The following is a 19,436-nucleotide window of genomic DNA, read 5'->3' as shown; positions in this document are numbered from 1 at the left end:
GCACTTTCTTACTTGTGTTTTCTATTTATAAACAACGCATCCTTTTTTCTCTAAATCATCCAAGCATTTCGTTAATTTTAAGTTCTTATTCCATCTTAGATCCAGTTTCTCCAGGCATTCAAGATTCATCACTGAGCTTGGAATTTCTTGTATATCATTGTCTCTTAAATCTAGTTCGATGAGATTGCTTAATCCACCTATTTCGTCTGGAATTTCTTCTATCTTGTTTTTTCTCAGATTTAATCTTCTTAATTTTTTGAGCTTGCCGATTGATTTCGGTATCCTTTTTAGTTTATTGTCAGCTAATTCTAATATACGAATTTCTTTTAAATCTCCTAAGCTTTCTGGTAAGCTCCTTATATTATTCCCATATAAATGAATTTCTCGTAAACATCCTATAGTAGTTATTGATTCTGGGATATGTTCAAGTTGATTATTATATAACCGCAATTCAATAAGACTTTTTAATCTACCTATATTAGAGGGTAACTTTTTTAATTGATTATCTGTCACGTTTAAATATTTTAGTTGTTGAAGATCACAGATTTGCTCTGGAAGAATTTCAATTTCATTATTACTCAGATAGAGAAAAGAATCCAAATTTCTCAACATTCCTATTTCCTTTGGTAATTCTTTTAATTGATTATGACCTAAGTCAAGCATTTTTAAATTTAATAAGGCTTTAATCCCCTCAGGAAATACTTTAATATTGTTCCCTGCATAATTTAATACTTCTAATTTTTGTTGACTAAAGAGCCTTTCCGGTATTTCGTTAATTTTGTTTTCATACATACTTAACTCAATAAGATTTTCAGTTTCAAAAACTACTTCTGGTGTTTCAGATAATCCTTTACCATTAAAGTTTAATCTCATTCAACTCTCTCCTATTACTTGTCTCTCTTATAGAATATTCTGGATCACTTTTTTTGCACAAGTCTTAATGAACATTAATGATAACACAAGTTGTAGATCATCTTCACTACTCCTGCATAGAAATGAGAATTCAGGTGCAAATTATAGTAAATATTAACAAAGAAACGAATGCAGGTGTTACAATGAATGGTCGTAAATGGTTTATAAAAAGTAAAAATAAAGCTATCAAGGAGACGATTTATGAGAAGACAGATAGCCCAATAACAAAAGACCTAAAAATAAATGAAAGTCACCTCTATTCGCTTTTTGATGAAGCACCTGATCTTAAAGTACACTACATTAAACTAAGTGGAGAAACCAATACAATACTTACCTACTTAGAAGGATTAGCTGACAAAAGAACCATTCAATTAAATATTATTAGACCTCTTGTGACTGAAATGAAATCTATTGATCAGCTTTGGTCTTCTAATGTGATTTATAGCCACTTAACTTATACTTTCTCATGGTCAGAAATTGAAGCTGCTATCCTTGAGGGTAATAGTATTTTATTTGTTGACGGTGAAGAGAAAGCAATTGTTATAGACTCTCAAGGTTGGCCACAACGTTCTGTGGAAGAACCCCACTCTGAAACGATGCTAAAAGCTAGCCATGAAGGATTTCTTGAAACGGCTTCTCAAAATATTGCTCTAATTCGTCGCTTTTTGCCCAACCGAGAACTAAAAATCAAACAATATAAAATAGGAGAAAGGGCAAATATTAAAATTCATCTCGTATATCTAGGTGATGTTACCAATCCTACAATTATAGAAGAACTAGAAAAACGCATTAATAGTTTCACAGTAGATACTTTACTTACTACAGGTGAACTAGAACAATATATTGAAGATGCAACTTTTACCCCGTTTCCACAATCAATACTTACTGAAAGACCGGATGTTACAGCTATGCATGTTCTTGAAGGAAGAGTAGCCGTTATAGTTGATCGTTCTCCTCGGGTATTAATTACACCAGTCAACTTTCTCTCTTTTTTTCAAACAATTGATGATTACAGCTTACGTTGGTCCCTTGCCCTTTTTGTACGGTTACTACGATTGTTAAGCTTTTTCATCGCAGTTTTTCTACCAGCCTTATATATCGTAGTTATTGCTTTTCATTACGAGGTTCTCCCAATGAATTTGATTTTGTCGATAGGTGAAACAAGAGAACGGGTTCCTGTATCTCCCTTTTTGGAAGCTATACTTATGGAATTAACACTTGAAATGTTAAGAGAAGCCGGGATCAGACTCCCTTCCACTATTGGACAAACAGTAAGTATCGTAGGGGGAATCGTCATTGGTCAAGCAGCAGTTCAAGCGGGGTTAGTAAGTAACGTTATGGTAATCGTCGTGTCATTAACAGCGATTGCATCCTTTATCATTCCAGTCTTTGATATGGCTTACTCCATTCGTTTAATTCGATTTCCCATGATGATGATTGCCTGGATGTTTGGAATGGTTGGCATCGCTATGGGCTTCATGATTATTCTAGCACATTTAATTACAATGGAATCGATGGGAACTTCTTATGGAACCCCCCTGGCTCCTCTGAAATTTTCTGATTGGAAAGATTCTGTGATACGGAGCCCTCTTCGTTATTTAAACAAGAGGCAGAGCGGCCCTCGTCCCATTCAACGTAACAAAAAATGATGGCATATATCCCATAAGGAGTAGTTATGAGAGCGTACCCAATAACAAACATTTCCCTTATGCAATACATATTTATCATTCATGGGACACAAGTAGGTATTGGTATTCTTACTCTCCCACGTGAATTGACAGAGATTGCGGGAACAGATGGGTGGATCTCCATTTTGCTTGGTGGGGTATGCTCAGTTCTTGCAAGCATACTGATTACGAGTATCATGAAAAAACATCCTGATAAAACCTTATATGAATTACTTCCTATCTATTTTGGACCTTATCTTGGTACTCTTGGAAACGTCCTTGTGTGTTTATATGGTGCATTAGCTACTTTTACGGTTATTTTTACAACCCTTTTTGTTATTAATGTCTGGATTCTAGTTGAAACTCCTAGTTACTTAATTTTGGCTGGGTACCTCATTCCTGCTTATATTATTGGTAGTAACGGCATAAAGGCATTAGGGAGATATTCGGAAATTACTTTCTATCTTGCCATCTGGATGCCGATCCTACTTTTAGTTCCTTTGAAAGAAGCAAATGTGTTGCATCTTTTACCAGTATTAAAAGAGGGATGGTGGCCTGTGTTTTCTGCCGTAAAAAATACAATCATATCTTTTTTAGGATTTGAGATGGCATTCTTTTTTTATCCTTATTTAAAATGTAAAAAACAAGCAACAAAAGGCATTATACTTGCAAACCTGATGTCGGTAGTTATGTTTTTACTAATAACCCTGATTAGTTATCTTTTTTTCAGTCCTAACGAAATTAACCAGTATCAGTGGCCTACTTTAACTTTATTAAAGGAGGTAGAATTCCCCTTTCTAGAAAGGTTTGAGATTATTTACTTATCCTTTTATATGTATGTTCTCTCAACCACCTGGTTGCCGTACATCTATGTCATGATCTTAGGTAGCCAAGCTATATTAAAAAGAGGAAATCACAAAAAACACCTTCTCATCGTTCTTTTCCTATTGTTGTTTGCATCTATTTTTTTCCAACCCTCCTATATGCAAGTATCCCTGTTAGCCAAAGTATGGGGTGACGCTGGACTTATCATTAGTTATGTGTTTCCAGTACTGCTTGGATTTTATATCATACTCCACCATTTTTTTAAGAGAAGAAAACCAACTTCATGAGACAATTACTCTATCATTTTTTCATTGTAATTCTTATTGTTGTTTTAACAGGTTGTACTGACAGGATTGATCTAGAAAATGCTACCTTAATTGTAACATTGGAGCTTGATTTAGATGAAGATAATCATTTAATGGTGTTTGAGAGAAGTCCTATCTTTAGTCGAGAGGCAAAAAGTATCAAAAAGCACGTATGCTTTTACTATTCCAGTGAGAATGTTAGAAGACAACAATAGAAAAAAAACATCTCCGTATTAATTAAACCTAAAAAACGTAATATAACTACAAATTATCAATTTGGGGTGCCGCAGTTTGATATTGAGATGAAAGTAGTTGGGAATATAACTGAACGTACATTCCATATGGAACTAGAGAAAGAAGAAAACAAAAGGAAGATTGAAACAATGATTGAGAACGAAAGTAATAAAAAGATGGCAACACTAATTAAAAAGCTACAGCGACATCAAGTAGATCCGATAGGTCTTGGTCTTTACGTCAGAGCTTATCACTATAACAAATGGAAAGCCATAAATAAATATTGGACAGATATCTTTGCAAAATCCCCATTCGTTTCACTTCACATGTAGAAATAAAGAATATAGGTGTAGTTAAATAGGCTTCCAAAACGGGAAGACTACATGTAGATGGTAAATAAGCTCAACAAGGAGTCATTACGTGATGAAAGTAATTTGGATCATTCCTTTATTGGTATTAATGATTTTATCTGGCTGTACTCAATCTAAAAACAACACATTACCGCCGAAGTCGGAAGGAATTAACAGTAGCGCTATACAATCCTCCCGTACGCCAAATTTAACGGATGGTAGTGAAGGGGAAACACGTAATCCCCATCCATTAACATTAGCGGATTTACGTAAAAAGTACAAAAGCACCTTTTTGCTGAGAGGATCAGCCTCGAAACGCGAGGTCGCTTTAACCTTCGACGACGCACCAGATGACTGTTTTACCCCTCAGATCCTCGATATATTGAAACAAGAAGGCGTGAGAGCGACATTTTTCGTGGTGGGAAATCGAATCGAAGCCCATCCCGAAATCGTACAAAGAATGGTCAAGGAAGGTCATATCTTAGGGAACCATTCATACAACCATCCAAATTTCCCTACATTAAGCGATGCAGATTTCCGCAATCAAGTCATCAAAACGGATGAATTGATTTCTTCGTTTACAGGATATAAGCCAACGTTCATCAGAGCTCCTTATGGAAATATAAACGAAGACCAAATTCTATGGTTGGCAAGCCAATATAAAAAAATCATAAATTGGGATGTCGATTCCTTAGACTGGAAGGGATTAAGTGCGGAGCAGGTCAAAACTAATGTTTTAGCACATGTACATCCGGGTTCTATTGTCCTACAGCACGCGGGTGGAGGAATCGGAGAAGATTTATCGGGCACTGTTCATGCACTACCCGAAATCATTAAGAAACTTAGAAACGACGGCGTTAAGCTAGTTACGATCCCCGAGTTACTGGATCTTCCTGCTGGATAAATGAGGAAAATTTGAAACACCATGTAGGAAAACTATATTTCCTACATGGTGTTGAGGGGTTCCCCTACTGTTTGGTAAGATTCTTTTTTTACAACTCTTCTCCGTTCGACTGGACAACCTTCTGATACCAATAAAAGCTGTCTTTTCTCTTTCTTTCAAGCGTTCCATTTCCATAATCGTCTTTTTCAACGTAGATGAAGCCGTAGCGTTTTGACATCTCGGATGATGAGCAGCTGACAATATCAATTGGTCCCCACGGATAGTAGCCGATTACTTCCACACCATCTTTAATTGCTTCTTTTATTTGTTCAATGTGGCGTTTAAGGAATTCAATGCGGTACGGGTCATGAATTTCGCCATTTTCATCGACCTTGTCATACGCTCCAATACCGTTTTCAGTAATCATGATTGGTTTTTGGTAACGATCATAGTACAAATTTAAAGCAGTTCTTAAACCGATCGGATCAATGGACCAGCCCCAATCGCTTGCTTTCAGCTCCGGATTTACATATGCAGAGTTAGGCTTCTTTACACTTTCTGCATCAGAAATTCGTGTGTAGTAATAAGAGAAGCTAAAGAAATCGGCTGTATTTTTGAAATCTTCCTCATCATTTTCTCCGAATTGAATCATAATATTGTTCTCCTCAAAAAAGCGGAACGCATAATTTGGATATTTACCACGCATGAGAATATCAGAGAAATAGTACTCCATTTGGTTGCGTTTTACTGTTGCCAGTACATCTTCTGGCTTACATGTTGCAGGATGTGAAATTGCATCAAACAGCATCATTCCGATTTGCATCTTAGGATTGATTTCTTTCGCTATTTTTGTTGCTCTCGCACATGCAACAAGCTCATTGTGTGCACCTTGGTATTTGGCTTCCAGTAAGTTTTCCACACGATCTGCTGGAATGCCTAGGTGATTAAAAGATTCAAACGTAATTAAGTTAATCTGGTTTACGAGAATCCAGTATTTCACTTTGTCTTTATATCGTTTAAATAATACTTCACAGTAGTGAACAAAGAAATCAATCGTTTTCCGGTTATACCATCCATTATATTCGATTGCCAAATGCAACGGCATTTCATAATGGGAAACCGTAATAAGTGGCTCCATTCCATTTTTAATAATCTCATCAATCAGCTTATCGTAGTATCTCAGCCCTTCTTCATTCGGCTCTGTCTCATCGCCTTTCGGAAAAATACGCGACCAGTTGATAGAAGTACGGAACGAATTCATTTTCGTTTCTGCAAGCATGTTTAAATCTTCTTTATAACGGTGATAGAAATCAATCGATGTACGTTTTGGATAGTGACCTTCCTTATCTTCGAGAGCAAACTGAATGTCTTTTGTTGTCAATTCATAATTGCCTTTTTCCTTAATACTCACTTCATCATTAAACTTATTGATATCTGCTACACAGAGTCCTTTTCCGCCTTCCAAATAAGCACCCTCTGCTTGGTTTGCCGCAATCGCGCCTCCCCATAAAAAATTTTTAGGAAATAAATCCGGATTTTTTCTCAAGTTGCTTGCCTCCTTTATTGGCTCTGTTCATTCATTTTGCTGATGTAACAGTTTTTTCAGCTTGAATATTCCGTTAAATAGTTTCTCCATTCGTTTCAATCACTTTTTTATACCAGTAAAAGCTGTCTTTTTTAATACGTTTTCGCGAGCCATTCCCATCATTGTCAATATCAACATAGATGAAACCATAGCGTTTTTCCATTTCAGCCGAAGAACAGCTGACGATATCAATCGGTCCCCAAGCACAATATGCGAAAATTTCCACACCGTCTTTAACAGCTTCCTTTACTTGGGCGATATGCTCAGATAGATACGATATACGGTAATCATCATGGACCATCCCATCTTCTGGCTTGTCATACATACCAAAACCGTTTTCAGCGATCATGATCGGCACTTGATAGCGATCATAGTATTGGCATAATGCGTTATATAAGCCTTTAGGATCGACAGCCCAACCCCATGGATTAGCTTTAAGATGCGGGTTTTTACTTAAATCAACAGGGCTCATCCCATTCCTTTTTGCTGAAACCATGGAAGAATAGTAGTATGAGATTGCCAGAAAGTCCATTGTGTTTGCTTTTAAAATAGTGGCGTCCTCTGGCTGTTCATTTATTGAAATATCGTTTTCATGAAAGAAACGTCTCATATAACCAGGGTATTCGCCTCTAAATTGAACATCGGTAAAGTAATACTGTAGACGATTTCTCTTCAGCGCTAGTACAATATCATCTGGATGGCAGCTCTCTGGATAGGCTGTGCAATCAGCCAGCATTGTGCCCATATGAAGTGCAGAATTCAATTCTCGCGCCTTTTTAACAATTCGAGCCGATGCAACCATTTGATTGTGAATAGCTTGATACTTAGCTTCGTCTACATTTTCCACCTGGTCTTTGCAGATCGCAACCGAGTTAAAGGATTCATGATACATTAAATTGATTTGATTGATCACAATCCAATATTTCACTTTGTCTTTGTAACGTTCAAGCAATACTTCTCCATACCGAACGAAAAAATCAATTACTTTACGATTATTCCATCCCCCATATTGAAGGGTAATGTTTAACGGAGTTTCATAGTGAAGCATCGTAATAATTGGCTCCATACCAAGGCCTCTGATCTCATCAATTAACTTATCGTAGAAAGCAAGTCCTTCTTCGTTTGGCTCTTGGTCGTCACCATTAGGAAAAATGCGAGACCAATCAATAGATGTTCGAAATGTTTTAAAGCCCATTTCAGCAAGAAGCTGTAGATCTTCTTTATATGTGTGATAAAAGTCGATCCCATGTCTTTTCGGATAATAACCGACTTTGTCTTCAATTGCTTCTTTCACTTGTGCAAGAGTCATATCAGAATCATGACTTGTAATATCTTGATCACAATGATAACGGTGAACGTCTGCAAGGCTAATTCCTTTTCCGCCAACCCCAAAAGCACCTTCGCATTGATTAGCTGCAACCGCTCCACCCCATAGAAAATCTTTTGGAAAAGTGCCTTCATACGTTCTCATGCTTACGCCTTCTTTCCATCAATTTTTTCATCTATTCTTCTAAAAACGCGAACTAACCGTTTAGCTATTTCATATTCGCTCTTTACTGTCATTAGTGTATCTTGGGCATGAGCAAACAGCAGTGAGAAAATGGCTTCCTCTCCCTGTGCTTCTTTTTGTACGGTTTCTGTTTGTAGCTTATGAGATGCAACGATATCTTTATTTGCATTTTCTAATATTTTCTCAGCGCGGTCGTATTCCTCGTCTTCACAGCATTTTAACGCTTCCATAACATCATTGCGTGCATCACCTGCATGTAAAATCATTTGCATTGATATTAAATACAGCGCTTCTAGTTCTTGTTCTCTGTCAATCATGGTACAATCTCCTTTACTGTTGTTTTGGAATGCTATTCCGAATTACATTTCAGGTTCACTTACTTCTAATTCTTTCTTCCTCTCTTGAATATCGTAGGCTTTAAAGAAAGGGAAGAAGATGATAAATGCTACGACGAATAATATCATTGCTAAAACAATAGCTCTCCAATCTTGAGTTGCCAAATATGATGAAATCGGCATTGGCACATACCAAAGCATGAATGTCTTCGTCGGGATACTTACCCAGCCAACATGTAGCACCCAGTACGTAATACTCGGAATAACAATTGCAGTGATCCACATCGGTATCATCAAAAATGGGTTAAAGACAATTGGCGCCCCAAACATTAATGGTTCATTGATGTTAAAGATAGATGGAACGATCGTTGCCTTTCCAATAGCTTTCATTCGCATCGACTTTCCTAGGAAGAACATCATGATAACGAGAGGCAAAGTCGTTCCGATTCCACCCATGCTTGTAAAGGCATAAAGCGTTTCCATAACTGCAATATTGGATGGAGTTCCTCCAGATGCTACTACTTGTGCATTTTCTGCAAGACCTGATAAATAGACGGGATAAATAACCGGCATCATTACCCAGCCGCTAATACCAAAAGTGTACAGGAACGCTGGAATGAAGACAGATAAAACAAATCCAGGATAGCTTTGAACAATACTTGATAATGGTTTAAAGATAGCTAGGATTACTCCAAAGAAATCAATTTTTGCTTGAACACCAATCAGCCATCCCGTCAGCATAATCAGCGTGATCGGTATAAGTGTGTCAAACCAAACAATGATAAAATCCGGAATGGATGAATCCTCCGAGAAAAACGAGAATTTGGAGAATTGAACAAGTACAAATCCAACAAACAAGCCGACAATCAATGACAGGAACATACCAGTTGCTCCAAATCGATCTAGCATGAACTGAATTTGTCCGTTCTCTAAGATGACTGGCGACAATAAGAACAGATAAAGAGCCAGTCCTGTTGCGCCTGCTATTAGCTTTTTATTATCGAGTTTCTTTTTCTCCATAATGAAATATGGGATTAAGAAGGAAACGAATAAGCCTAGCAGACCGAATGTAAATGTATTAATTAAAGAAAAATCAGGGAGCCACGAAAATACACTATTTAATAGACTGACAATCGTAATTAGCGAACCGACAAGGATTAGCGGCAGAATGGTCATAACCGCATCCTGGATCGATGATACCCACGGGTTTTTCGTGATTTTATTAACCCTTGGACTAAACGATTCGTTCATAAAAGTCATTATTTTCTCCATCATGTTATTCACCCGATTCAAGTAGGTTAGTAATAAGGTCGCACGCTTTATTGCCATCTAATGTGCCATAAATGATTTGCGGAATTACAGATACTTTAATCTGATAGTCTCTTACTTTTTCTTTCACTTCATCTTCCATATATTTCAAATGAGGACCAATTAACAAAACATCGATTTCGTTTAGATACTCTGATAATTGTGACTCGCTTCGAGCTTGTACAGACATTTCCATTCCTCTTTTTTTGCCTGCTTTACGAATAGCGTTTGCCATAAAGCCACTAGAAGCACCTGCTCCACAGATTAACAATACTCTGGTCATTTGAAATTCCCCCTGAATCATTTTTTTGGTTTCGCTTACATGCTTAGTATTGCATTGGTCGAATTTTAAAACCAACAATAAAAGTTCCTATCCATAGGAACGATAATTGACCTCATGTTCCTATTCTCTATCGTTTAAAAAAGCAAATATACTATCCTTTCTACAAAAATCAATTTCTAACTTTTTTGGATAACGATGTGAAAACCTTTAATGAAAGTTCAATAACAGGCCCAACTAAAAAGATACAAAGAATGGTTCCGATACCGTATAAACCACCTAATAAAATACCAGTAACGACTAAAATCCCATCGATGGTCATTCTTGTTACCTTTATGGTCACGTTTAATCGCGTGGAGAAAAAGAACATAAGGCCTTCTAACGGTCCCATTCCTGTTTTTGTAAATAAAAAAAGACCTGTTCCACACCCATAAATCAAGATGCCAATCAGTGCAATACATATACTGGGTATCGATTGCAGAGATAATGTAGCCTTCACGTCCATTGCGAGAAACAAGTTAATGCAATAACCACATCCAATACTGAAAATAAGACTACCCACACCAAAAAACTTGCGATTTAGAAAATAATTGATGACTAAAAAGGTCAGACTAAAGATCTGACTTGCTGTTCCAAACCGAATCGGAATAAAATGTAGTCCACCCAATAAGAACGTACTAATCGGATCTACTCCTAATTCCGCCAGCAAAACCAGTGAAATCCCGAAAGCTGTCACAACTGTGCTAATGACAACAAGTGTATAATTCATTACTTTTTTACTCATTTTCATAGTTCCCTCATTTGAACGTTCATTTGTATGAAAGTATTTCATCTTTCCTATGAAGGAACCAACTAAAAAAAGTTCCTATCTGTAGGAACTTTTTTTAGTCGAATGCATATTATTCTTTTTTTATAATAAAAATGAGGAACCCTATATCTTTCATATAAGGAGCTCTGTTATGAAAAATGATCGTAAAGAAGCCTTCATTCAATACCTAGCATCTAAAAATGATTGGTGCACAGCCACAAGCTTGGCAAATTATTTTAAAGTGTCCACAAGAACCATTAGAAAATATGCTAACGAAATTAACCAAGATCAAATCATTATCGCTTCCTCTCCGCAAGGGTATCAGCTAGTAAGCAGAAATACAGTAAAAACAGAGGATAATCACACTTCCCCTATGGACCGTATGAAAGTCATATTGAAAGAATTAATTCTACACTCGGAAGGACTAAATATCTTTGATCTTGGTGAAAGACTTTTTTTAAGTGTTTCTTCAATTGAAAATGACATCGTTCATGCAAATAAAATTATTAAGCCTTATCAATTAAAAATCCGCCATAAGAAAGACATTCTCATTTTAACAGGCGAAGAGAGAAATAAGCGAAGATTGATGAGCTTTATTATCTCACAAGAAACTTCCAATGAATTTTTAAGCTTAAAAGCTGTTCAAGATTCTTTTCCAGATTATGATGTTTCTTTACTAAAAAATGAAATCGTTTCCACCCTTGGAGAACATAATTTGTATGTAAACGATTACATTATGAATAATATTCTCCTCCACCTTGTTATTACCGTGGACCGAATAAAAAATAACAACTCAGTTCTTCAAACAACTGATCTCCACAAATTAAAAAGCAATCTTGAAACAAAAGCAGCCAATAAAATCGCTGACTTTCTGGAGACAAAATATAGTATCCGCTTTAATGAATCGGAACGCTATAATTTTATTTTGCTTTTATCAAGTAAAACGACATTGCTTAATTATCAATCATTAACGCCTAGCTCTTTAAATCATTACGTCGATGAGCATTATGTGAACCTCTCTAAGAAATTGTTAGAGAAAGTTCATGAACGCTACTTTATTGAAATCTTTGATGATGAATTTTTTGTCAATTTTACGCTTCATATACGTAATTTAATTTTTCGGGCAAAGAATGAGCAAATGGCTAAAAATCCTCTAACGCATAAATTAAAGCATTCCTATCCACTCATTTATGAACTGGCTGTCTTTATATCGAATCAAATTCAATTGATGGAGAGCATTCATATTAATGAGGATGAAATTTCTTACATTGCCTTTCATATCGGTTCTTACTTTGAACGAAAGGTAAACTTAGAAAAGAAGATTTTATGTGCAGTTATTTGCCCGAGTTACTATGATATGCAAGTACAGCTCATCCAAAAGCTTGAAAAGAAATTTCATGATTCTTTAGAGATAATTAAAGTTTCATCTGACTCAAGTGAGCTTTCTTTACTCGAGGAAATAGACTTAATCATTAGCACACTGCCTTTACAGAAGGAACAAATTCCGTCTGTATTTGTTCATCCTTACCTGACAGAAGAGGATTATGAATACATTCAAAGTCAAATAAACAAACTAAATAAGCAAAAAAAAATACGCAAAGTAAAACAATATCTTGATTTATATTTCGACGAAGAATTATTTATGAAGAATGTGTATCTTGACAGCGATGAAGCCTATATCGCATTCATGTCAAAACTGCTTTATGAGAAAGGCTATGTGTCCCAAGACTATGGAAAGTCTGTGCTTGAGAGAGAACGAATGTCCTCCACTGCCTTTAATAACAACGTAGCTGTTCCTCATTCCATGCATATGGATGCTGCAAAGACAGGCATATGCATTATCATTCTAGACCGCCCGGTAAGTTGGGGAAAAGAGAAAGTGCAAGCCATTGTGATGATTTCAATTAATAAACAGCAGCGAGAATTATTCAGTCCCTTTTTCGAAGGCGTTATCAACATTCTATCGGAATGGAAAAACGTCAATGAGCTAATTAAAGCCAAGGATTATGATGATTTTATGGACAAGATGACGAGGCTATTAAATGAGAGCTAACGAAACGTTAGTGGTCAAGTAGATAATCTCTTTACCTTGGGCTAATTTCCACTTTGTTTTCTATGTAATCAGTTCAAACGGTTTTATTCTTTTACCATTTTATTGGGTCATTTTAGGAGTGGTAACATCCTAAGAAAACCTCTGCTACTATGAAAAGAACCGTTCTTCTAAAAAAGAAATGTCCACTACTACCTGTTTATCAGGATTTTGTGGACATTTCTGTTGAATGCAATCATATAGCCGTGGATACGTTTTTATTTCCACTCATTTTTTTAGTGATAGTGTAAAAACCGTCTTCTTTCTAACACTCTCAGTCAACCGGAGATCGCCACCAAGTGCCCTTGCCAGCATTTTGCTAAAAGGTAATCCTAGTCCGAGTCCCCTTACCTTATGTTTTTTCTCTTCCCCGCGATAAAATCGTTCGAAAATATTTGCCTTCTCTGTTTCTGGTATACCAATGCCGTTATCTTGCACATTAATATGAAAATCTTCTTCTTGGTGTAATAGAGTGACTTGAATGATTCCACTTGGTCCCGTCGCTTGTTTTGCGTTATTTAATAGGTTGTATAAAATTTGCTGAATTCGTAGTGGGTCCGTGTCAATCCAAATCTCTTGTTCAGGAGTATACGTTTGAAGCGAAAGTGCATTTCCTTCTTGTCCTATCAACCATTGATGCGTGATCTCTTGCACGAGATGATTCAAATTCTGTGGTTGTTTCGTAACATTGATACCTCCAACCGAAAAAGAATTGAAATCTAATAAATCCTCCACCATTTTTTGCAAACGAAAAATCTCTTTTGAACAAACCTCCAGAAATTCTTTGGCTACTTCACCTGTGACTACTTCATCCTTGACTGCTTGTAGTAATCCACTAATGGATGTGACTGGCGTCTTTAGCTCATGAGTAACTCCCGCAAGCAGTTCCGTTCGCATCATTTCTAACTGCCGAAGCCGATCCGCCATATCTTTGAATGACTGAATAAGTTCGTAGATTTCCTTTTCTTTGATATCCTTTTTCAGATTAATATCATAGTGTCCCGTCACAATCTCTTTTGCTGCATCTGCAACATCCTTCACAGGTTCCGATAATTTTTTAGTCAAATAATAAATAACAATCCACCCTAGCACTCCAAGACCTGTTAACATAATAAATAATTGTTGCATCGCTTCTTCACTATGATCCATTTCTTTTTTCGGGGAAAAGAGAAGTATCCAGCCCAGCGTTTTGTCCCCGCTCTCTATCTTCTGGGTAAGAAAGAATACTTTTTCTCCCGAACGCATCTGCATTTCTTGCACAGATTGACTTTTCTCCCAATCAGGTGAGAGTCGTGGGAGGTCAATAAAAGGACTTGGTGCGGTTGTGGATGTGTGGAGGATGACACGCTTCTGTTCATCTAAGATGAGCACCATGGGCTTAAATCCTTTCATGAAGCGTTGACGATTATCTAATATTTGTGGCAAGAAAGAGGGTATCGATACTTTTCCGTCCGCTGTAACAATCTGCTCAGAAATGTCTATTGCCAGATATTTCATGACGTCAAGCCGTTTTTGCGTTTCATTGTAGCGTATCCACATACTAGATAAGAGGCCAATGACGATAAGGCCAACACATATAGTTAGTACATAACGAGTTGTCCAATAGGTTAATAGCGTCTTACGCTCTTTATTTTTCATTGTCACAGAATCGATACCCCAATTCCCGTAGTGTCCGAATCTCGCTTGTACCGATCACTACCCTCATAATAATCATCAGTCCCCTGATGGAATCCAGTTATTTTCTGGTTCAGTCGTCTACACACTGTTAATATGATGACGCAACGACTACTTATGGTACGTATATACTTCAGTACCTTCCACTCACTCTTCCCTGATAGCATATCGTCCAACAAGATCAGAAAAGGTGACATACATTTGAAGATTGTTTGCATCATATGTTCACTTCCAACTATATAACGTTAGGGATCTATCAAAAACCAAATCGAAGGGAACATGAAAGTGCATTTTGGCAGTTGCATCACTTTTCAACTAAACGCAGGCATGACTTTCCCATTATCAGGAAAAGTCATGCCATATGACATCACACATTTATAAGAATGTAGGAGGGTAGTTAAAAGGCAGGTCAACTGTTACTTCTACTGTTCTATTTCCACATTTCCGCTCTATTACTAAGCTCACCTGTAGCTTGTGTTAACCTCTTCGAACTTTTCAACTACTTACACGTTTCAATCACTCAGCCTTTGCTTCAAAGGTTTTTTTACTTTTCATTTTCTCTAACAACTCCTGTAGCAGTTTGTTCACTGTATCAGCATCATCCGCATCAGCGGCTATTTTAATCTGTTCCATGATATTTTCTTTTACCTTCAAATTCCTTACCTTTGAACGTAAACTTGTCAAAGCCTTTCACACCAAGCTTCTCATTGGCTTGTTCTTGAGTTAACGTACCATTCTTCACTTGTTCACGAATTTCATCTAGCTTTTTCTTCGTTGCTTCATCCACTTCTACTTTTATTTTTTCCTGCTGCTCAAAAAGCTGCTGGAAATCATCAGCTAGATCAGGATTGTATTTGTTGATAATTTGCATTAATTCTTGCTGATTGGTTTGTCTATACTCAGGTGAATAGTATACGAGTTTTTGATGAATGGCTTGCTCTACATTTGTTGCTTCTACGTTTGTATTCGTTGCCGCAAAGGCTGCTGTTGGTGAAAAGACTGCTAGTGCTAAAGCTCCAATCAACCATTTTGATACTTCTTTATTCATTCGAATCAATCTCCTTCGTAGCTTGTTTTGCAAGAATGCTTCTTACAAGTACTAATCTACTAGGGGCGTATGTCAGAAGAATGTCCACCTCAAGAAAAAGTTGTGGGAAAGATAAGGAAATCCAATCACTGAATGCTTAACATTCCTAATGAAAAATAATTGAATGGCATATTGAAATACAGATATGGCATTTTAAATGACTTTTTAATGGAAGTCACTGCAATTACCAAACTATATGCCCGTTGTCCTCGTCAATTTGACATCATCTCCAGTTTCTTCTTTTACTTCTCTATGTCTAGCATATAGTTCTTTAAATAAATGAACTACGCACTAAGAAAATACTTTGTTTTCTTGAGGTTGTAGAGCTTGAACTCTTTGAAACCTGCGAACAACATACAAAAGAGACGATTGAAGAACAAGCTGATTTTGACCGCCAACATTCGAAGCATTGCAAAGAATATAAAGGATGGGGCTACGTTTAGGATTACAACAAGCATTTCGGTTTAGGGAAAGATCTTGCAGATTTTGCATTGAAAAAGAGACGTGTCCTAAATGGGGGGAGAATTCGCGATGGGTAAAGATTATGTGATTGATAAACATGGTCAGTCATACGGTTTTGATGAAAAGCAAACAGCCACCTAATCTAAACAATAGGTGACTGACTGTTTTTACTTACTTGACTGCTTGATATAAAGATTTGGGTTTATAGCAAGCCTGTTTTGCTGTTGGAAGCAGTTTAACTTTAACTCTTATCGTTTGTGCCATACGTTTCACCCCCTTTGCTGTTCGACATATCGTTTACTAGTCGCACTCGATACATTTCCTGCGGTAGATGCGAAATAAGAACGTGTCCATAGACTTGGCAAGTGTCGAAGATGAGGAAATTCCTCTCTTACCTTTTTAGAAGTCACTCCTTTAATTTTTGCCATAAAGGCAGCATATATTACCAAATTATGATAAAATGAAAATATCATAAAAGTTTGGCAAATGGTTGATTGCTAGTCCCCTATGACTAGAAGGTCAAAGTACGGTAACATTGAAATGGTTAGTTACTGACTATATTGATCATATGAACTATCATTTGAAACAAATATTTGTTGAGTAAGAAAATTAAACAACTAATGTAAAGCTGCCCTAGAACCGGGGCAGCTTTTTATTTGCTAATCGACATTACGTGTAATGCAAGTGCATTGATTCCTTCGGGTTACTCATTAGTTGCGGCAGATTGATTCAAGCCAAAAATCTCAATGGCTTGCTCTCTCAGCTTATATTTTTGAATTTTACCTGAGGCTGTCATTGGGTACTCATTGACAATCTGTACATAATACGGAACCTTAAAGCGAGCAATTTTCCCCTGGCAGAAGTCTATTAGCTCATTTGATGGTAAGTGTTCTCCCTCCCGTACTTTGACGCATGCCAATACTTGTTCTCCATAGCGGGGATCGGGAACACCAATAACTTGTACATCCAGCACTTTAGGATGAGTATACAAAAACTCTTCAATCTCACGAGGATAAATATTCTCTCCTCCGCGAATGATCATATCCTTCAGACGCCCAGTGATCCGATAGTATCCGAATTCATCAACGGTGGCTAAGTCTCCTGTATGAAGCCAGCCTTCAGAATCTATCACCTGAGCTGTCTGTTCGGGCATCTTATAATACCCTTTCATAACTTGATAGCCTCGCGTACATAATTCACCCTGTTCGCCTCTAGCCACTTCTTCTCCTGTTCCCGGCTTCATTAGCTTAATTTCTACTGGATCATGCTTACGACCTACTGTTGAAACACGAAGCTCGATGCTATCATCTACTCTAGTCTGAGTTACGACTGGCGATGATTCAGTCTGCCCATATGCAATAGTAATATCACGAATACCCATGTTATCTACTACATTTTTCATTACTTCTTCTGGACATGGAGAGCCAGCCATGATCCCCGTGCGTAATGAGCTTACATCATATTGCGAAAAAGTGGGGTCATTCAGCTCAGCAATAAACATAGTTGGCACTCCATATAGAGCGGTACACCTCACCTTAGAAACCACTTCCAAGACTACCTTGGGCTGAAAGGTAATAACTGGCACCATTGTAGCTCCCGTAGCTACGCAGGCTAATGTTCCCATTACACAGCCGAAGCAATGGAAAAATGGCACTGGAATGCAAACTCGATCTTGTTGTTGCAAATTTTGACAACTAGCTACTTGAATTGCATTGTTAATAATATTGTTATGGCTAAGCATGACACCTTTTGGAAAGCCTGTCGTACCTGAAGTGTACTGCATATTAACTACATGGTCGGGATGAATAGTCTTCTGACGTGCTATCTGTTCGTCTTCCGTCACCCGTTTTGCTAATTCATAGAGGTCTGTAAATAAATACATGCCTGGCTGACGCTTTTCTCCCAGATAAATGACCCGGCGTAATTGAGGAAGACGCTCCGCTTGTAGTTCTCCAGGTGTAGCATCTTGTATTTCCGGACAAATTTCGTGCAACATGTCAACATAGGAAACATCCTTAAACTGATCGATTAATAGTAAGGTTGTAGCATCTGATTGATGCAACAAATATTCCAGCTCATGTGTACGGTAGCTTGTATTTACGGTCACGAGCACACCACCCATTTTAGCAGTGGCAAACTGAGTTAATACCCACTCTGGAACATTATTAGCCCAAATTGCTATATGTTCACCTGGCTGTATACCCAAGGCCATAAATCCCCTGGCTACTTGATTGCATACCAGCTGAAACTCCCGATATGTATAGGTAAGTCCAAGCTCATGATAAATAATGGCTTCCTTGTCAGGAAACATGCCTACTGTCTCATCTAATAAATCCCCCATCGTAATGGAACGTAGATCAGCCACTTTATCGACCTCCTAGTTGTATTAATTCAGAATATTCCATTAAGACATCGATTTTCCTGCCACATATTCATACACATTTATATACAATGGTGGTTATATATAGCAAAAAGCCCCCGATAAGGTATCAACCATCGAGGTACTTCTTTCTCAATCTATTTAATTTGGAGTATTTTTACTGTTTCTACCTTGTAAGATAGATGATTTGGGTAAGCTAATTCTATCTTTAATTCGTGTTCCCCTTTTGGCATATTCTTAATAGTAAATTGGGGATTATAAATCTTCTGAATCATTTTTCCATCCACATACAGATGTGCATGTCCCTTTCCATGCATGGACTCCAGTTTTTGATCTGCGTTGGACTGTTCTTCCGTAAAGGTAAAGCCAGTTGTGATGAGGTTGACAGATATCTCATTATCCTCCACCTGTACATCCATAGCCACCTGAGGCTTTTCGGAGGCAAACGGGTTGTCTGCTACTTTTGCTGTTGTCTCCATGCTTTCCCGATCAAATTGGAACAGGGTTGCAACATGTAATGGATCTTTCCATATTACCAGTACGATGGCAAGTACTAGGCCAACCCCTACAGCAGAGCCATAAAGCAACTTGCGCAAACTAATTACAAATACTCTCATTCGTAACTCTCCCTTTCCGCCCTATTTGTACATGCATACGCGAGAATGGAGAGAGTTAGAAGTAATTCTTGTAGAAAACTGCTACAAGAAAATGTAACTTGCATTTTTTTCCAAGTCATACATGA

At 37.4% G+C, this 19,436-nt stretch carries 18 protein-coding genes and 1 pseudogene; 6 read left to right on the top strand and 13 right to left on the bottom strand.

The genetic code is table 11. The annotated features are described in order from the left end of the window. Nucleotides 1-21 precede the first annotated feature (21 nt). Nucleotides 22-873, bottom strand: coding sequence for a leucine-rich repeat domain-containing protein (locus ACQV1I_RS10585; RefSeq protein WP_116333839.1), 852 nt, complete (start codon nt 871-873; stop codon nt 22-24). Between the two features lie 182 nt (nt 874-1,055). Here ACQV1I_RS10585 and ACQV1I_RS10580 point away from each other — a divergent pair, with 182 nt between their 5' ends. From ACQV1I_RS10580 to ACQV1I_RS10560, 5 genes are all read left to right on the top strand, one after another. Then, nucleotides 1,056-2,561 carry a spore germination protein gene (locus ACQV1I_RS10580; RefSeq protein ID WP_412679132.1) on the top strand — a complete coding sequence of 502 codons (1,506 nt, stop codon included), beginning with the start codon at nt 1,056-1,058 and terminating at the stop codon, nt 2,559-2,561. A 26-nt stretch (nt 2,562-2,587) separates the two neighbouring features. After that, nucleotides 2,588-3,691: a GerAB/ArcD/ProY family transporter gene (locus ACQV1I_RS10575; RefSeq protein WP_116333837.1), complete on the top strand. Its 1,104-nt coding sequence runs from the start codon at nt 2,588-2,590 to the stop codon at nt 3,689-3,691. After that, entirely contained in the window at nt 3,688-3,924 is a 237-nt protein-coding gene (locus tag ACQV1I_RS10570) for a hypothetical protein (RefSeq protein ID WP_116333836.1), read from the top strand. Before ACQV1I_RS10575 ends, ACQV1I_RS10570 begins: the two co-directional genes overlap by 4 nt. Nucleotides 3,925-3,933: 9 nt before the next feature. Continuing rightward, nucleotides 3,934-4,275 carry a Ger(x)C family spore germination C-terminal domain-containing protein gene (locus ACQV1I_RS10565; RefSeq protein WP_116333835.1) on the top strand — a complete coding sequence of 114 codons (342 nt, stop codon included), beginning with the start codon at nt 3,934-3,936 and terminating at the stop codon, nt 4,273-4,275. A 91-nt stretch (nt 4,276-4,366) separates the two neighbouring features. Further along, on the top strand, nt 4,367-5,197 hold the full coding sequence (locus ACQV1I_RS10560; RefSeq protein ID WP_116333834.1) for a polysaccharide deacetylase family protein: 831 nt from the start codon (nt 4,367-4,369) through the stop codon (nt 5,195-5,197). Between the two features lie 88 nt (nt 5,198-5,285). Here the strand turns inward: ACQV1I_RS10560 and ACQV1I_RS10555 are convergent, their stop codons facing one another. The 6 genes from ACQV1I_RS10555 to ACQV1I_RS10530 all read right to left on the bottom strand — a co-directional run bounded on the left by ACQV1I_RS10555 (nt 5,286) and on the right by ACQV1I_RS10530 (nt 10,978). Beyond that, on the bottom strand, nt 5,286-6,722 hold the full coding sequence (locus ACQV1I_RS10555) for a glycoside hydrolase family 1 protein (RefSeq protein ID WP_116333833.1): 1,437 nt from the start codon (nt 6,720-6,722) through the stop codon (nt 5,286-5,288). 73 nt (nt 6,723-6,795) lie between these two features. Then, nucleotides 6,796-8,232, bottom strand: a complete 1,437-nt coding sequence (locus tag ACQV1I_RS10550; protein WP_116333832.1) for a glycoside hydrolase family 1 protein — start codon at nt 8,230-8,232, stop codon at nt 6,796-6,798. Between the two features lie 2 nt (nt 8,233-8,234). Continuing rightward, nucleotides 8,235-8,588, bottom strand: coding sequence for a PTS lactose/cellobiose transporter subunit IIA (locus ACQV1I_RS10545; protein WP_018670021.1), 354 nt, complete (start codon nt 8,586-8,588; stop codon nt 8,235-8,237). A 42-nt stretch (nt 8,589-8,630) separates the two neighbouring features. Further along, on the bottom strand, nt 8,631-9,881 hold the full coding sequence (locus ACQV1I_RS10540; RefSeq protein ID WP_201747401.1) for a PTS sugar transporter subunit IIC: 1,251 nt from the start codon (nt 9,879-9,881) through the stop codon (nt 8,631-8,633). Nucleotide 9,882: 1 nt separating this feature from the next. Next, the gene (locus ACQV1I_RS10535; RefSeq protein WP_094698808.1) at nt 9,883-10,197 is read right to left on the bottom strand and encodes a PTS sugar transporter subunit IIB; all 315 of its coding nucleotides are present in this window, start codon (nt 10,195-10,197) and stop codon (nt 9,883-9,885) included. A 169-nt stretch (nt 10,198-10,366) separates the two neighbouring features. Beyond that, entirely contained in the window at nt 10,367-10,978 is a 612-nt protein-coding gene (locus ACQV1I_RS10530; RefSeq protein WP_236645749.1) for a YczE/YyaS/YitT family protein, read from the bottom strand. A 175-nt stretch (nt 10,979-11,153) separates the two neighbouring features. On the opposite strand from ACQV1I_RS10530, the gene ACQV1I_RS10525 reads away from it, so the two are divergent. Continuing rightward, nucleotides 11,154-13,055, top strand: a complete 1,902-nt coding sequence (locus tag ACQV1I_RS10525; RefSeq protein ID WP_018670025.1) for a BglG family transcription antiterminator — start codon at nt 11,154-11,156, stop codon at nt 13,053-13,055. Nucleotides 13,056-13,319: 264 nt separating this feature from the next. On the opposite strand, the gene ACQV1I_RS10520 is transcribed toward ACQV1I_RS10525, so the two are convergent. The 6 genes and pseudogenes from ACQV1I_RS10520 to ACQV1I_RS10495 all read right to left on the bottom strand — a co-directional run bounded on the left by ACQV1I_RS10520 (nt 13,320) and on the right by ACQV1I_RS10495 (nt 19,311). Further along, nucleotides 13,320-14,729, bottom strand: a complete 1,410-nt coding sequence (locus ACQV1I_RS10520; RefSeq protein WP_116333902.1) for a HAMP domain-containing sensor histidine kinase — start codon at nt 14,727-14,729, stop codon at nt 13,320-13,322. A gap of 2 nt (nt 14,730-14,731) precedes the next feature. Further along, the gene (locus ACQV1I_RS10515; protein WP_116333830.1) at nt 14,732-14,986 is read right to left on the bottom strand and encodes a hypothetical protein; all 255 of its coding nucleotides are present in this window, start codon (nt 14,984-14,986) and stop codon (nt 14,732-14,734) included. A gap of 398 nt (nt 14,987-15,384) precedes the next feature. Then, a complete protein-coding gene (locus tag ACQV1I_RS10510; RefSeq protein ID WP_236645748.1) occupies nt 15,385-15,813 on the bottom strand; it encodes a hypothetical protein in 429 nt (142 codons plus the stop codon). Nucleotides 15,814-16,583: 770 nt separating this feature from the next. Next, a pseudogene (locus ACQV1I_RS10505) lies at nt 16,584-16,742 on the bottom strand (transposase); the annotation flags it as partial. Between the two features lie 275 nt (nt 16,743-17,017). Then, nucleotides 17,018-18,655 (bottom strand): AMP-binding protein, encoded by a 1,638-nt coding sequence (locus ACQV1I_RS10500; RefSeq protein ID WP_201747404.1) that lies wholly within the window; start codon nt 18,653-18,655, stop codon nt 17,018-17,020. A gap of 176 nt (nt 18,656-18,831) precedes the next feature. Then, a complete protein-coding gene (locus tag ACQV1I_RS10495) occupies nt 18,832-19,311 on the bottom strand; it encodes a hypothetical protein (protein ID WP_018670034.1) in 480 nt (159 codons plus the stop codon). Nucleotides 19,312-19,436 lie beyond the last annotated feature (125 nt).

It is taken from the genome of Brevibacillus sp. JB24b (assembly GCF_051713385.1).
Lineage (GTDB): Bacteria > Bacillota > Bacilli > Brevibacillales > Brevibacillaceae > Brevibacillus_B > Brevibacillus_B laterosporus.
Note: the sequence above shows the minus strand (reverse complement) of the source record. Positions and strands in the feature narration are given on the sequence as shown.

What these genes read in the sequence shown, in the direction of transcription:
- ACQV1I_RS10585 (WP_116333839.1), bottom strand. Translation starts at nt 873, where the DNA reads ATGAGATTAAACTTTAATGGTAAAGGATTATCTGAAACACCAGAAGTA.
- ACQV1I_RS10580 (WP_412679132.1), top strand. Translation starts at nt 1,056, where the DNA reads ATGAATGGTCGTAAATGGTTTATAAAAAGTAAAAATAAAGCTATCAAG.
- ACQV1I_RS10575 (WP_116333837.1), top strand. Translation starts at nt 2,588, where the DNA reads ATGAGAGCGTACCCAATAACAAACATTTCCCTTATGCAATACATATTT.
- ACQV1I_RS10570 (WP_116333836.1), top strand. Translation starts at nt 3,688, where the DNA reads ATGAGACAATTACTCTATCATTTTTTCATTGTAATTCTTATTGTTGTT.
- ACQV1I_RS10560 (WP_116333834.1), top strand. Translation starts at nt 4,367, where the DNA reads ATGAAAGTAATTTGGATCATTCCTTTATTGGTATTAATGATTTTATCT.
- ACQV1I_RS10550 (WP_116333832.1), bottom strand. Translation starts at nt 8,232, where the DNA reads ATGAGAACGTATGAAGGCACTTTTCCAAAAGATTTTCTATGGGGTGGA.
- ACQV1I_RS10545 (WP_018670021.1), bottom strand. Translation starts at nt 8,588, where the DNA reads ATGATTGACAGAGAACAAGAACTAGAAGCGCTGTATTTAATATCAATG.
- ACQV1I_RS10540 (WP_201747401.1), bottom strand. Translation starts at nt 9,881, where the DNA reads ATGATGGAGAAAATAATGACTTTTATGAACGAATCGTTTAGTCCAAGG.
- ACQV1I_RS10535 (WP_094698808.1), bottom strand. Translation starts at nt 10,197, where the DNA reads ATGACCAGAGTATTGTTAATCTGTGGAGCAGGTGCTTCTAGTGGCTTT.
- ACQV1I_RS10530 (WP_236645749.1), bottom strand. Translation starts at nt 10,978, where the DNA reads ATGAGTAAAAAAGTAATGAATTATACACTTGTTGTCATTAGCACAGTT.
- ACQV1I_RS10525 (WP_018670025.1), top strand. Translation starts at nt 11,154, where the DNA reads ATGAAAAATGATCGTAAAGAAGCCTTCATTCAATACCTAGCATCTAAA.
- ACQV1I_RS10520 (WP_116333902.1), bottom strand. Translation starts at nt 14,729, where the DNA reads ATGAAAAATAAAGAGCGTAAGACGCTATTAACCTATTGGACAACTCGT.
- ACQV1I_RS10515 (WP_116333830.1), bottom strand. Translation starts at nt 14,986, where the DNA reads ATGATGCAAACAATCTTCAAATGTATGTCACCTTTTCTGATCTTGTTG.
- ACQV1I_RS10510 (WP_236645748.1), bottom strand. Translation starts at nt 15,813, where the DNA reads ATGAATAAAGAAGTATCAAAATGGTTGATTGGAGCTTTAGCACTAGCA.
- ACQV1I_RS10500 (WP_201747404.1), bottom strand. Translation starts at nt 18,655, where the DNA reads ATGGGGGATTTATTAGATGAGACAGTAGGCATGTTTCCTGACAAGGAA.
- ACQV1I_RS10495 (WP_018670034.1), bottom strand. Translation starts at nt 19,311, where the DNA reads ATGAGAGTATTTGTAATTAGTTTGCGCAAGTTGCTTTATGGCTCTGCT.